This window comes from Bacteroides mediterraneensis, from assembly GCF_025993685.1.
GTDB classification, from domain to species: domain Bacteria; phylum Bacteroidota; class Bacteroidia; order Bacteroidales; family Bacteroidaceae; genus Phocaeicola; species Phocaeicola mediterraneensis_A.
Genome location: NZ_DAJPEN010000001.1, coordinates 3,474,764 through 3,489,052 on the forward strand (window position 1 = coordinate 3,474,764; position 14,289 = coordinate 3,489,052).

General features: G+C 45.8%; 13 protein-coding genes and 1 tRNA gene. 12 read left to right on the forward strand and 2 right to left on the reverse strand.

The features are described from left to right. From OIM59_RS14875 to OIM59_RS14920, 10 genes are read left to right on the forward strand one after another with little or no spacing between them, the layout of a single operon-like run. A complete protein-coding gene (locus OIM59_RS14875; RefSeq protein WP_303897471.1) occupies nt 1-1,458 on the forward strand; it encodes a UDP-N-acetylmuramoyl-L-alanyl-D-glutamate--2,6-diaminopimelate ligase in 1,458 nt (485 codons plus the stop codon). Between the two features lie 17 nt (nt 1,459-1,475). Continuing rightward, nucleotides 1,476-2,744, forward strand: coding sequence for a phospho-N-acetylmuramoyl-pentapeptide-transferase (gene mraY, locus OIM59_RS14880; RefSeq protein WP_303897473.1), 1,269 nt, complete (start codon nt 1,476-1,478; stop codon nt 2,742-2,744). A 4-nt stretch (nt 2,745-2,748) separates the two neighbouring features. Beyond that, the gene (gene murD / locus OIM59_RS14885) at nt 2,749-4,080 is read left to right on the forward strand and encodes a UDP-N-acetylmuramoyl-L-alanine--D-glutamate ligase (protein WP_072543611.1); all 1,332 of its coding nucleotides are present in this window, start codon (nt 2,749-2,751) and stop codon (nt 4,078-4,080) included. A 30-nt stretch (nt 4,081-4,110) separates the two neighbouring features. Further along, on the forward strand, nt 4,111-5,361 hold the full coding sequence (locus OIM59_RS14890) for an FtsW/RodA/SpoVE family cell cycle protein (RefSeq protein ID WP_072543612.1): 1,251 nt from the start codon (nt 4,111-4,113) through the stop codon (nt 5,359-5,361). A gap of 37 nt (nt 5,362-5,398) precedes the next feature. Continuing rightward, entirely contained in the window at nt 5,399-6,529 is a 1,131-nt protein-coding gene (gene murG, locus OIM59_RS14895; RefSeq protein WP_299170042.1) for an undecaprenyldiphospho-muramoylpentapeptide beta-N-acetylglucosaminyltransferase, read from the forward strand. Continuing rightward, on the forward strand, nt 6,519-7,895 hold the full coding sequence (gene murC, locus OIM59_RS14900) for a UDP-N-acetylmuramate--L-alanine ligase (protein WP_303897478.1): 1,377 nt from the start codon (nt 6,519-6,521) through the stop codon (nt 7,893-7,895). The genes murG and murC overlap by 11 nt, the downstream gene beginning before the upstream one ends. After that, complete coding sequence (locus OIM59_RS14905) at nt 7,892-8,629, forward strand: cell division protein FtsQ/DivIB (RefSeq protein WP_303897480.1); 738 nt, start codon at nt 7,892-7,894, stop codon at nt 8,627-8,629. Before murC ends, OIM59_RS14905 begins: the two co-directional genes overlap by 4 nt. Before the next feature lie 3 nt (nt 8,630-8,632). Beyond that, nucleotides 8,633-10,210 (forward strand): cell division protein FtsA, encoded by a 1,578-nt coding sequence (gene ftsA / locus OIM59_RS14910; protein ID WP_303897482.1) that lies wholly within the window; start codon nt 8,633-8,635, stop codon nt 10,208-10,210. A 24-nt stretch (nt 10,211-10,234) separates the two neighbouring features. After that, a complete protein-coding gene (gene ftsZ / locus OIM59_RS14915) occupies nt 10,235-11,545 on the forward strand; it encodes a cell division protein FtsZ (RefSeq protein ID WP_177865996.1) in 1,311 nt (436 codons plus the stop codon). Between the two features lie 39 nt (nt 11,546-11,584). Then, nucleotides 11,585-12,034, forward strand: coding sequence for a GatB/YqeY domain-containing protein (locus OIM59_RS14920; RefSeq protein WP_303897484.1), 450 nt, complete (start codon nt 11,585-11,587; stop codon nt 12,032-12,034). Nucleotides 12,035-12,117: 83 nt separating this feature from the next. Here OIM59_RS14920 and recO read toward each other — a convergent pair whose 3' ends face one another. Both recO and OIM59_RS14930 read right to left on the reverse strand, forming a co-directional pair. Next, nucleotides 12,118-12,843 carry a DNA repair protein RecO gene (gene recO, locus OIM59_RS14925; protein WP_303897487.1) on the reverse strand — a complete coding sequence of 242 codons (726 nt, stop codon included), beginning with the start codon at nt 12,841-12,843 and terminating at the stop codon, nt 12,118-12,120. Between the two features lie 24 nt (nt 12,844-12,867). Then, nucleotides 12,868-13,392, reverse strand: coding sequence for a hypothetical protein (locus tag OIM59_RS14930; protein ID WP_303897488.1), 525 nt, complete (start codon nt 13,390-13,392; stop codon nt 12,868-12,870). Nucleotides 13,393-13,814: 422 nt separating this feature from the next. On the opposite strand from OIM59_RS14930, the gene OIM59_RS14935 reads away from it, so the two are divergent. Beyond that, nucleotides 13,815-13,886: transfer RNA gene (locus tag OIM59_RS14935), tRNA-Glu, on the forward strand. Nucleotides 13,887-13,929: 43 nt separating this feature from the next. Then, nucleotides 13,930-14,184: a 30S ribosomal protein S20 gene (gene rpsT, locus OIM59_RS14940; RefSeq protein ID WP_072543621.1), complete on the forward strand. Its 255-nt coding sequence runs from the start codon at nt 13,930-13,932 to the stop codon at nt 14,182-14,184. The last annotated feature ends 105 nt before the right edge of the window (nt 14,185-14,289 follow it).

Genomic DNA, 14,289 nt, shown 5'->3' on the forward strand with positions numbered 1-14,289 from the left:
ATGAGATTAGAAAATATCCTGAAAGCGGTCAATCCGCTCCAAATCATAGGTGAGACCAACTTGGAAGTTTCTGGAATCCACATGGATTCACGAATGGTAAAGAGTGACTTCATGTTTGTGGCTGTAAAAGGCACACAGGCCGACGGACATAACTATATTCCGAAAGCCATTGAAAACGGGGCTACGGTCATTGTCTGCGAGCAACTGCCCGAAAAGCAGGAAGCTCACGTCACCTACATACAACTGGCAGACACGGAAGAGACCGTAGGCAAACTGGCTACCACCTTCTACGGAGACCCGACCTCCAAACTGGATTTAATCGGTGTAACCGGGACCAATGGAAAAACGACCATTGCCACCTTATTATATACTATGTTCCGTTCGTTCGGATACAAGACCGGACTGGTATCTACCGTATGTAACTACATCGATGGAGAAGCTATCCCCACAGAACATACAACTCCCGACCCCATCACGCTCAACCAACTATTGGGGCGTATGGCAGATGAAGGATGCAAATATGCCTTCATGGAAGTCAGTTCGCACTCCGTGGTACAGAAGCGTATCAGCGGCTTGCGATTTGCCGGAGGTATCTTTACCAATATTACCCGCGACCACTTGGACTATCACAAAACTTTCGAGAATTATCTGAAAGCTAAAAAGGCGTTCTTTGACGGCCTCCCTAAACAGGCGTTTGCCTTAACCAATGCGGATGACAAAAACGGATTGGTAATGACACAGAATACCAAGGCCAAAGTGTCAACCTACTCCTTGCATTCATTGTGCGACTTCAAGGGGAAAGTACTGGAAGACAGCTTTGACGGCATGCTGCTGGACATCAACAACCGGGAAGTAAACGTACAATTCATCGGACGCTTCAATGCCTCCAACCTGCTGGCCGTATATGGAGCTGCTTGCCTGTTAGGAAAAAAGCCGGAAGATGTTTTGCTGAAACTCAGCATGCTACGCCCGGTTTGCGGACGTTTCGATGCCAAACGTTCTCCTAAAGGATATACTGCCATTGTCGATTATGCCCATACTCCAGATGCGTTGGTAAATGTATTGGACACCATTCACGAGGTACTGAGAGGAAGAGGTCATGTAATCACCGTAGTAGGTGCAGGTGGAAACCGTGACAAAGGAAAACGTCCGTTGATGGCACAAGAATCAGTAAAACGCAGCGATAAGGTCATCATCACTTCAGACAATCCGCGGTTTGAAGAACCACAGGACATCATCAACGATATGTTGAACGGATTGAACAAAGAAGAGATGAAAAAGGTTATCAGCATCGTAGACCGTAAAGAGGCTATCCGCACGGCATGTATGCTGGCCCAGCCACAAGATGTGATTTTGATTGCCGGAAAGGGGCATGAAACTTATCAGGACGTCAAAGGAGTCAAATCACATTTCGATGACAAAGAAGTTCTGGACGAGATATTTAAAGGAGAAGAATAAAAAATAAAGAAGAGACAATGTTATATTATCTATTTCAATATTTGGAGCAGTTTGGTTTCCCGGGCGCACGAATGTTCGGTTATGTATCGTTCCGTTCACTAATGGCTGTTATTCTTTCTCTGCTGATATCTGCCATCTTCGGAGAATACTTTATCAATCTGCTCAAAAGGAAACAGATTACGGAAACACAGCGCGATGCCTCTATCGACCCTTTCAATGTAAAGAAGGTAGGTGTACCCACCATGGGTGGTATCATCATCATCGTTGCCATTCTGATACCCTGCCTGCTATTGGGTAAATTGCACAACATTTACATGATTCTGATGTTGGTCACCACCTTATGGCTGGGCACATTAGGCTTTCTGGACGACTACATCAAGGTGTTCCGGAAGGACAAAGAGGGACTTCACGGAAAGTTTAAAATAATTGGTCAGGTGGGACTCGGACTCATTGTAGGACTGGCTCTCTACCTGAGTCCGGATGTAGTGATTCGGGAGAACATTGAAATCCAGCAAGACGGACGAGTGGTAGATGTGGTTCACAAGCCTGTAAACGAGAAATCCACCAAAACCACCATTCCTTTCTTCAAGAACAACAACTTGGATTATGCTGATTTTGTGGGATTCTTGGGGGACCATGCACAAAAAGCAGGATGGGTTGTATTTGTACTGGTGACCATCTTTGTCGTGACAGCCGTATCCAACGGGGCCAACTTGAACGACGGCATGGATGGAATGGCAGCAGGAAACTCGGCTATCATAGGGGTGACCCTCGGCATATTGGCCTACGTGTCCAGCCACATAGAATATGCCGAGTACCTGAACATCATGTACATTCCTGGCAGTGAAGAGCTGGTAATCTTCATCTGTGCCTTCATCGGAGCCTTGATTGGTTTCCTTTGGTACAATGCCTTTCCGGCACAAGTGTTCATGGGCGATACGGGCAGTCTTACCATCGGAGGACTGATAGCCGTATTTGCCATCATCATACACAAGGAATTACTCATCCCTATTTTATGCGGCGTATTTCTGGTAGAAAACCTATCGGTTATCCTACAAGTCAAGTATTTCCAACGCGGAAAAAAGAAAGGTGTCAAGCAGCGTATCTTCAAACGTACGCCGATACATGACCATTTCCGCACCACATTGGCACAGCTTGACCCGAATTGTACGTATCTGGTCACACGCCCTCACAGCGTATTTCATGAATCCAAAATTACAGTCCGTTTTTGGATTGTAACCATTGTACTGGCAGCAATTACGATAATCACACTTAAAATCAGATAAAGCAATGGCAAGAATTGTCATCTTAGGAGCAGGAGAAAGCGGAACAGGTGCCGCTGTCCTGGCACAGAAAAAAGGTTTTGACACATTCGTTTCAGACATGTCCACCATCAAGGACAAGTATAAAACGATGTTGAACGAAAGAGGTATTCAGTGGGAAGAAGGTAAACACACAGAAGAGTTGATTCTGAATGCGGACGAAGTGATTAAAAGTCCGGGAATTCCGAATGACGCACCCATCATCTTAAAATTGAAGGATCAGGGTACTCCCGTCATTTCGGAAATTGAATTTGCAGGACGTTATACGAATGCAAAAATGATTTGCATCACCGGAAGTAATGGAAAGACAACTACCACTTCCCTGATTTACCATATCTTTAAGAAAGCAGGACTGAACGTGGGATTGGCCGGAAACATCGGACAAAGCTTGGCATATCAGGTAGCTGAATGTAATTTTGACTACTATGTCATCGAACTCAGCAGTTTCCAGCTCGACAACATGTATAAATTTCATGCCAACATCGCTGTACTGATGAACATCACTCCCGACCATCTGGACCGTTACGGCTATGAAATGCAGAATTACGTGGACGCCAAGTTCCGGATTATCCAGAACCAGACCAACGATGACGCTTTCATCTTCTGGAACGATGACCCCATCATACAAAGGGAACTCCACAAGTATGGCATTCACGGACAATATTTCCCGTTTGCCGAGAAGAACGAGGAAGGAGTGGCGGCGTTCACAGAAAAGGATAAAGTGTATTTCACCCGACCTATCGCCTTCAATATGGAAGAGGAAGAACTGGCCTTGACAGGAACCCATAATCTGTTCAATTCCATGGCAGCCGGCATATCGGCCAACATTGCGGGCATACGCAAAGAATGTATCCGAGAAGCACTGCACGACTTCAAAGGGGTGGAACACCGTCTGGAGAAAGTAACCCGTGTAAAAGGGGTAGACTATATCAACGATTCCAAGGCGACCAACGTCAATTCCTGCTGGTATGCCCTGCAAAGCATGAAAACCAAGACCGTCCTGATTCTGGGTGGAAAGGATAAAGGAAACGACTACAACGAGATCGCCGATCTGGTGAGAGAAAAATGCAGCGGTCTGATTTTCCTGGGACTTCACAATGAAAAACTGCATGCCTTTTTCGACAGTTTCGGTCTTCCCATTGCCGACGTGCAAAGCATGAAGGATGCGGTAGATGCCGCTTATAAAATGGCCCAAAAAGGAGAAACCGTTTTGCTCAGCCCTTGCTGTGCCAGCTTCGACTTGTTCAAAAGTTATGAAGACCGTGGCGACCAGTTCAAGGAATGTGTAAGAAACTTATAATACAACCAAGGAGTTAGAAACAACAAGTTTATGGATTTGCTAAAAAACTTTTTTAAAGGCGACAAGGCAATCTGGATTATTTACCTTTTCCTCTGCCTGATATCCATCGTAGAAGTATTCAGTGCGTCCAGCACCCTGACTTACAAGAGTGGGGATCATTGGGGACCTATCACCAACCACCTGACTTTGTTGATGGTAGGCACCATTGCGGTTTGGATTGTACACAATATTCCCTGCCGTTGGTTCAAGACATTCATAGTCTTGTTGCCTATCTCCTGGGTATTGCTGGCAGCCGTTTTCATTCTGGGCTCACTCACCAACGGCGCCAAACGATGGATTGATTTGGGATTTATCCAGTTCCAACCTTCGGAAGTAGCCAAGATGGGAACCATCATCACGGTTGCCTTCATTTTATCGCGCATGCAAGAAGAGAATGGAGCTAACAAGAAGGCTTTCAAATACATCTGTATCATCACCATTCTTACCTGCGGAATGATTGTCAGTGAAAACTTATCCACCGCAGTGCTTCTGGCTGGAAGTGTATTCCTGCTGATGTTTGTCGGTAGAGTTCCTTTCAAACAACTTGGCATATTGGCCGGTATCGGCATAGCCTGTATTCTCATCGGAGTAGGAACCATCAAATACGTGCCTGGCGAAGCTTGGGATAAAATAGGGCTTCACCGTATGGTGACTTGGCAAAGCCGTCTGAACAACCATTTTGATGAAGCTGAGATTCCAGCTGCCAAGTTCGACATTGACAACGACGCCCAGATTGCTCATGCCAATATCGCCATCGCCAGCAGTAACATTGTGGGAAAAGGACCTGGAAACAGCGTACAGCGAGATTTCTTGTCACAGGCATTTTCGGACTTCATCTACGCCATCATCATTGAGGAATTGGGCCTCGTAGGAGGCGCCTTTGTCGCCGCCCTTTACATTCTCCTGTTGATGAGAATCGCAAAGATTGCCCGAAATTGCGACAAGTCGTACTACGTGTTTCTCATCACTGGAATCGGGATACTTCTTGTCATGCAGGCCACTTTCAACATGCTGGTAGCCGTAGGTATCATGCCTGTCACCGGGCAGCCTCTTCCCCTTATCAGCAAGGGAGGAACTGCCACATTGATAAACAGTGTGTATATCGGCATCATCCTCAGTATCAGCCGTTACGTCAATGACCTGAAGCAACGTCAAGAGGCAGAAGCACGGCTACAACAAGCCAGCCAGACACAAGAGGTTACACCAGCCAGCAATATCACTACACAAGAAGAGTCTGTTTAAAAGTTTATTTATAACTTTGCAGGAAATACTACAAAATATGGAAGAAAATTTACGCATCATAGTAAGTGGCGGTGGTACAGGAGGACATATCTTCCCGGCCATTTCCATTGCCAACGCAATCAAAGAATTACACCCCGAAGCTGAGATTCTGTTTATCGGAGCAGAGGGACGCATGGAAATGCAGCGTGTACCGGCTGCCGGATACAAAATTATCGGACTTCCGGTGGCTGGATTTGACAGAAAACATTTGCTGAAAAACGTCAGCGTACTCATCAAGCTGTTCAGAAGCCAGCTGATGGCAAGAAAAATCATCAAGAACTTCAAGCCTCACGCAGCTGTAGGAGTTGGTGGTTACGCCAGCGGACCGACATTGAAAGTGGCCGGCATGATGGGAATCCCTACCCTGATACAGGAACAGAATTCCTATGCAGGGGTAACGAACAAGCTGCTGGCACAGAAAGCAGAAAAGATTTGTGTGGCCTACGAAGGGATGGAACGTTTTTTTGACAAGGACAAAATCATTCTTACAGGAAACCCTGTCCGCCAAGGATTGCTAAAGGAAAATATTTCACGGGAAGAGGCCATCCGTTCATTCGGATTAGACCCGAACAAAAAAACCATCCTGATTATCGGAGGCAGTCTGGGAGCGCGTACCATCAACAACTGCATGATGCAAGGATTCGACAAAATGAAAGCATCCGGCGTACAATTCATTTGGCAGACGGGTAAAATCTATATCAATGAAGCCCGACAGGCCGTTAAGGCCTACGGCAGCCTGCCTATGCTGTACACGACAGACTTCATTTCAGATATGGCTGCAGCTTACAGCGCCGCCGATTTGGTAATCAGCCGTGCCGGAGCTGGTTCTATCTCAGAATTCTGCCTGCTGGGAAAACCAGTCATATTGGTTCCTTCACCCAACGTGGCAGAAGACCATCAGACCAAAAATGCTTTGGCTCTCGTGAACAAACAAGCAGCTCTTTATGTCAAAGATAGTGAAGCCACACAAACATTGGTCGATACAGCCATCGATACGGTAAGCAAGCCGGACGTATTGGAAAACTTAAGCAAGAATATCAAAAAACTGGCTATCAAGGACTCTGCAAACATCATTGCACAAGAAGTCTGCAAGCTGGCATTAAAATACAAAGAAAGTCATGAACATTAATACTATACAAGCCGTCTATTTCATCGGAGCCGGAGGTATCGGAATGAGCGCTCTGGTGCGTTATTTCCTTTCAAAAGGGAAAAAAGTAGGCGGTTACGACCGTACTCCAAGTGAGCTGACGGAAAGATTAATCCAAGAAGGAGCACAGATTCACTATGAGGAAAATGTAGCATTGATTCCGGAAGCGTTCCTTCATCCGGAAACAACCTTAGTGGTATTTACTCCTGCCATACCAGCTACTCATAAAGAGTTGGTCTATTTTCAGGAACATCACTTTGAAATCCACAAACGTGCACAGGTATTGGGTATGCTGACTCAGACAGAAAAAGGTTTATGCGTAGCTGGAACGCATGGAAAGACTACCACCTCTACCATGGCTGCCTTCTTACTGGATCATTCCCACGTAGGCTGCAATGCCTTTCTGGGAGGAATTTCCAAAAATTATCAGACTAACCTGCTCCTGTCGGATAAGAGTGATTACGTAGTAATTGAGGCGGATGAGTTCGACCGTTCTTTCCATTGGCTGACTCCGTATGCCACTGTCATTACGGCTACCGATTCAGACCATCTGGATATTTATGGCACCCACGAAGCCTATTTGGAAAGTTTCCGCAAATATACCTCCCTCATCCGTCCGGACGGATACTTAGTCATGAAAGAAGGGCTGGAATTGAAACCGGATATCAAAACAGGAGTTACAGTCTATACCTATTCCGTAGATAAAGGCGATTTTCATGCAGAGAATATCCGTATCAAGGACGGGGAAATCTATTTCGACTACATTTCTCCGTTAGGGAATATCGCCGACATCCAGTTAGGAGTACCTGTTTATGTCAACATTGAGAATGGAATTGCCGCCATGGCACTGGCACAAATAGGAGGAGCTACGACAGAAGAAATAAAGGCTGCCATGCCACAGTTCAGAGGAGTAGACCGCCGGTTTGACTTTAAGATAAAAAACGCACACATCGTCTTCCTGAGTGACTATGCGCATCATCCGGAAGAGATACGCCAAAGTGTGACTTCTATCCGCCGCCTGTATCCAGACCGGAAAATCACCGCGGTGTTCCAGCCCCATCTCTACACACGCACCCGCGATTTCTACCAAGATTTTGCCCGCAGTTTGTCTCTGCTGGATGAGGTCATTCTGCTGGATATCTATCCGGCTCGTGAGGCCCCTATCCCCGGAGTCACCAGCCAACTCATTTACGACAACCTGCGACCGGGTATTGAAAAGTGCATGTGTACCAAGGAAGAGCTGCTGGACATACTGAAGCAGAAAAAGCTGGATGTACTCATCACTCTCGGAGCCGGCGATATAGATAATTACGTTCCACAAATTTATGATTTACTGAAAGATAGATGATTAAACGAATTTTCATACTCTGTATTCTGTTAGTAGTTTCGGCCTACTTGGTTGTAGCCGTAACTGTATTCAACCACCAGCCTGAAAATCAGGTCTGCAAGGGTATGAAATTGGTTGTCAAAGACAGTATTGACTACGGCTTCATCACTGACAAAGAGGTAAAAAAGCTTCTCAAGGAAAAAAATCTTTACCCGGAAAAGAAACGTATCGGTACAATCAATGTCCGCCAGCTGGAAGAAACTCTTTCCAAACATCCCTTCATCAGTAAGGCTGAATGTTACCTTACGTCGGGAGGGAAAGTCGGCATTGAAATCTACCAGCGGATTCCGATATTCCGAGTGATGAGCAGCAATGGCGACAATTACTATATCGACCAATCCGGTAAAATCATGAATGCAACCGGCAAGCCCATTCATGTGGCAGTCGCTACAGGTTTTATTGACCGTAAATTTGCCCAAAACGAATTGTATGAACTGGGATTGTACCTCCAGCACAGTCCTTTTTGGAACGCACAAGTGGAGCAAATCAACGTAACCCCCAAAAAAGAGCTGGAAATTGTGCCACGAGTGGGAGACCATATTCTTTTTTTAGGGAAAGCCACTGATTTTGAAGAAAAATTCAGTAAATTGCAAACGTTTTACAGTAAAGTGCTAAACCGTATCGGCTGGAACAAATACGAACGGATCAGCATTGAGTTTAACAATCAAATTATCGGAACAAAAAAAGAAAACTAAGATATGGCAGTAACAGATTTTATAGCAGCTATCGAACTGGGTTCGACCAACATCACAGGGATTGCCGGCAAAAAGAATGCTGATGGAAGTATCCAGATTCTTGCCTATGCCAATGCCCCTTCATCGGATTGCATCAAAAAAGGAGCAATCTTCAACTTAGATAAAACCACACAAATACTGGTTTCTGTCATTCAGAAACTGGAAAACGATTTGCAGGCTTCCATCAAGAAAGTCTACGTAGGAATTGGTGGACAGTCCATCAGAAGCATGCGCAACCACGTCACCAAACAATTAGGAGAAGACACCAAAATCTCACAGGCGCTGATTGAATCGCTCATGGAAAACAACCGCGAGATTTCGCTGATTGACCAGGAGATTCTGGATGTAGAACCTCAGGAATACAAAGTGGGAAACAATCTCCTGACTGAACCTGTCGGTATCTCTGCCGACCGCATTGAAGGACGTTATTTGAATATCATCGCACACCATACCCTGAAAGCCAGAATCACACAGTGCTTCAAACAAACGAAGTACGAAATAGCCGATTACTTCCTTTCACCTGTAGCTACCGCCAACGTCGTATTGACAGACAGTGAAAGACGTTCAGGCTGCGCGCTTGTTGATTTAGGAGCAGATACCACTACCGTAGCTGTATATAAGAACAATATCCTGCGCCATCTGGCCGTGATTCCATTGGGCAGCAACAACATCACAAAAGACATCTGCAGCCTGCAAATTGAAGAAGAGGATGCCGAACAGCTGAAACTCCGTTACGGATGTGCCCTCACTCCTCCCGCAGAAGAGGATGACCAAGCCAATGAACAGGAATATACCATCGAAGGCAAATGCACAATCCCGGCTCATAAACTGGAATATATCGTGGAAGCCCGCGTCAATGAAATTATTTCCAACGTATGGAACCAGATTATGGTATCCGATTACGGTGATAAATTGCTCGCAGGACTGGTGCTGACAGGAGGGGCGTCTAACATGCCTAACATAGACGAGGCCTTCAAACAGATTACCAAAATTGAAAAAATCCGTATCGCGAAAGGCTGTAATATTGCATTAGACGGTGCAATTCAATTACCGAAAGACGGTACACAGAACACACTGGTCGGATTATTGGCAGAAGGTAAGGAAAACTGCCTTAAAGTAGACCCACGGAAAGGCCACCAGCTTGATTTCATCAATGACCTGGCAGAAAAAGAAGCAGAAGCCAAACGGAAAGAAGCGGAACGCATCAAAGCAGAAGAAGAGAGACGCAAAGCCGAGGAAGAAGCGGAACGCATCCGGAAAATCAATGAAGAAAAGAAACGGCAGGAAGAGGAACGCAACCGGAAACGCTTGGAAGAATATACTGCATACGTAGAAGAAGCCCGGCTGCAATTGAGCAAGAAGAAATATAAAGCTGCATTGAAAGAAGTGGAAAGTGCACGGCGTATGCATCTTGCCGAAAAGGAAGAAGAGCTGAACGAACTGGAAGCCAAAATCAACAAGGAAAAGAAAGAAAACAGCTGGTTCGACATTTTCGCCAAGAAAGTGACCAACTTCTCCGATGAGATTTTAAAAGATAACTGATTACTCACATAAATAGATAGAATTATGTCAGACGAAACAATGGTACCTTTCGATTTTCCGAAAGACTCTCCACATATAATAAAAGTAATTGGTGTAGGTGGCGGTGGGGGCAATGCCGTCAACCACATGTACAAAGAAGGTATCCATGATGTGACATTTGTGGTCTGCAACACGGATAACCAGGCTTTGGAAGAATCTCCCGTCCTGCGTAAGCTCCAGTTAGGTAGTGAAGGACTGGGAGCCGGAAACCGCCCCGCAAAAGCACGGGCTGCCGCAGAAGAAAGCATTGAAGATATCAAGAATATGCTGAACGACGGATGCCGCATGGCATTCATCACCGCAGGTATGGGAGGTGGAACCGGAACAGGTGCTGCTCCTATCATTGCCAAGACGGCAAAGGACATGGGTATCCTGACCGTAGGTATCGTAACCATTCCGTTCCTGTTCGAAGGCAACAAGAAAATTGACCAGGCACTCGACGGTGTGGAAGAAATGAGCAAGCATGTAGATGCCTTGCTGGTCATCAACAACGAACGGCTGCGTGACGTGTATTCCGATATCAGTGTCATGAATGCTTTCGGAAAGGCAGACGACACCTTGTCCATCGCCGCCAAGAGCATTGCCGAAATCATTACCCTGCGAGGTATCATCAACCTGGACTTCAACGATGTGAAAACAGTGTTGAAAGACGGTGGAGTGGCCATCATGAGTACCGGATACGGTGAAGGAGAAGGAAGAGTGACACAGGCCATTACCGATGCGCTTCACTCTCCGTTGCTGAACAACAACGATATTTTCAATTCCAAGAAAGTATTGTTCGTCATTACTTACAGCCCTAACAGCGAACTGATGATGGGTGAAATGGACGAAATCCACGAATTCATGAGCAAGTTCGGAAAAGACGTAGAAACCAAATGGGGTCTTTACACCGATGAAACACTGGAAAATCAGGTGAAATTCACCATTCTGGCTACGGGATTCGGCATCAAAGACGTACCGGGCATGGACAATGTACTCAAACAACGTTCGCTGGAAGAACAGAAACGTCTGGACGACCTGGAAGAAGAGGAACAGAAAAAGGACGAACGCCGCAGCGATTACTACGGAAAAAGCATCCTGAAAAGCAGTATGCGGAAGAAACGCCCGAATATCTATATCTTCAGTCAGGAAGACCTTGCCAATGACGACATCATCAGCATGGTAGAAACCACTCCGACTTACAAGCGTACGAAAATGGAACTGGAGAATATCCGTTCCAAAGCCAGCACGGAAGAAAAGGTCACCCCGGAACCGGAAACCACCAATACAGCCGGCTCCATGACCATTACCTTCTAACCCAGAAATAGAATGACATTTTAAAACAATATAACGAATATGGATTTATTTGATCAAATCAGCAACGATATCAAAGAGGCCATGAAGGCCAAAGACAAGGTAAGACTGGAAACCTTGCGCAACATCAAGAAATGTTTCCTGGAAGCAAAAACCGCTCCGGGAGCCAACGATACACTGACCGACGATGCAGCCTTGAAAATCATGCAGAAACTGGTGAAACAAGGAAAAGACTCAGCAGCTGTATATGAAGGACAAGGACGTGCCGACCTGGCCGAAGAAGAAATGGCTCAGGTACGTGTCATCGAGACTTATCTGCCCAAACAGCTTTCTCCGGAAGAACTGGAAGCCAAACTGAAAGACATCATCGCCCGCGTGGGTGCTACCAGTGGAAAAGACATGGGAAAGGTTATGGGCGTAGCTTCCAAAGAACTGGCCGGACTGGCTGAAGGACGTGCCATTTCCACTAAAGTAAAAGAATTGCTGGGATAAAATTCTTCCCATACAGATTCCAACGGGATGTATTTTCGAGTAAAGAGAATGCATCCCGTTTTTTCATACCCTTCTGTACAGCCTCAGCCGAATAATTCTTTCAGCACATCGAGGGATTTCAATTCCGGAAAATCCGGCAGATGCAGACGGTAATATTCCATCATCACAGCCAGACAACGCTGGCGTTCCAAGCGGTTCATCCCAAAGAGGAACATCGTGTCGTAGTTCATACGAGCCAGCTGACGGATATGCGAAGCTTCCTCCGGCGAAAGCGACATACCGTGCAGAGGTTTGATTGCCACAAAACAAGCATTCAGCATGTCAAACCAGTCTCCTTCCCGATAATCTTCCAAGTTGGGATAAAAGCCCAAGAAACGCGACAACCGAATCAAGAAAACCAGATGAAAATTGGCAAAGTCTGTCCGACAGGCATCCAACCAACGGATAGAAGACGACAAATATGCAAAGAGCGGCTCGTTCTTGCCTTCCTCGCGCAAGGCATGTGCCAAGAACTCCGCCAAGAACATGGCGATACCCAATTTATACGGGTCGTATGGCACAGACTCCAGCGGATAAGCCAACCGGGCTTCCTTTACGGAAGGAAGGGCCGTCCGCGAACGCACATCCGCCTCCACCTCCACTAGCGAAAGAGGACGGAACAATACCCCGTTCACCAACGACTTACGCGAACGTACAGCCGGTATCAAGAACGACATACTTCCGTTTTCACGAGTGTAAATATGCACAATATTTGATTTGTCGCTGTATTTCACCACGTGCAGCACCACACCTTCCAGCTTTTGCAACATATCTTCCAGACTAAACGTTTTTTATCAGCATCCGCACACTTCCCGGAACAAGCGAATCACCTTCTCGCGGTCCTCCCGGCGCACCGTCAATGTCACACTTCCCGCTCCTTCCTCCGAAGAAACCATCAGCACAGGAATGTCTTTCAGCAACGATACCAGATTCTGTTCCGCTTCCTTGCTGTAAGTATCTGCCTCTTCCTGTACGCAAATCACCTCTACGTCACGCTCCAACACCACTTCGGCAAATGAAGAAAGTTCCTTGAAAACCTCTTCCAGACTGTCATGTGCACCTCCCGTCACCACGGAAAAGCTTCCGGCAGAAGAAGCCATGGCAAAAACAGGTATCTCATGTTGGGTCAATACCCCTATCGCGCGCTCCAGAAAACGGAAGGAAGCCACCGCCTCCAATGTACGCAAACGCATATAAACCAATTCCTTACAGGATTTCAGTTCCTCACATGGAACGAATTCCCCACTCTTTCCGTCCAACGACGCCACACAAACCTTTCCATCGAAAACACCTACAGACTTCAATTTATAGCCTTTCATTTCTCAATCTACCTTAATATAATATCTTTTTAGGGGCGAAAGTTAGGAAAAGTCCCTATACTAAACAAACAAAATCCATAAAGATTTCTCTGTCCCACAGTGTGGGATACAAAAACCACAGTGTGAAATACATATCCCGCAGTGTGGGATACAAATCTCACACAGTCGTACAGAGAATAAGAAGTGATGTTCCGAAAAAGTCCTCGTGAAGATTACAGAAATTCTCCTCTACAAAACAAGTCACCACAATCTACAAGCCTCTTCAGGCCCATTCACTCCAGTTTAGAAGGAAAATCACGCCTGAACCCACAAAAAAAATCAGGAATGTTTTGGAGTTTAGAAAATTCTTCCTACCTTTGCATCCGCAAACGAGAGATAAGTATCCTCGTAAAGAATCAGGAGGTCTTCCTGAGACAAAGGATGGCCCGTTCGTCTATCGGTTAGGACGCAAGATTTTCATTCTTGAAAGGGGGGTTCGATTCCCCCACGGGCTACATAATAAACAGAAATCACGAACAATATTAAAGATTAGTCGAGATGGCAAATCACAAATCATCTATTAAGAGAATCAGACAGGAAGAAAAAAGAAGACTTCACAACAGATATTATGCGAAGACAATGCGTAACGCAGTGAAGAAACTTCGTGCAACTACAGACAAAGCTGAAGCTGTTGCATTGTATCCTAGTGTACAGAAAATGTTGGATAAGCTGGCTAAGCGCAACATTATCCATGCGAACAAGGCTGCTAACTTGAAGTCTAAACTGGCTGCTTATATCAGCAAATTGGCTTAAGTTTACGCTTGACGTAAGAAAGATATTAAGGCTGGATGTCATCATCTGGCCTTTTGTCGTATCTACCCGCCTCATGCCTTTTTCACGATTTTTAGAGTGCTGAAA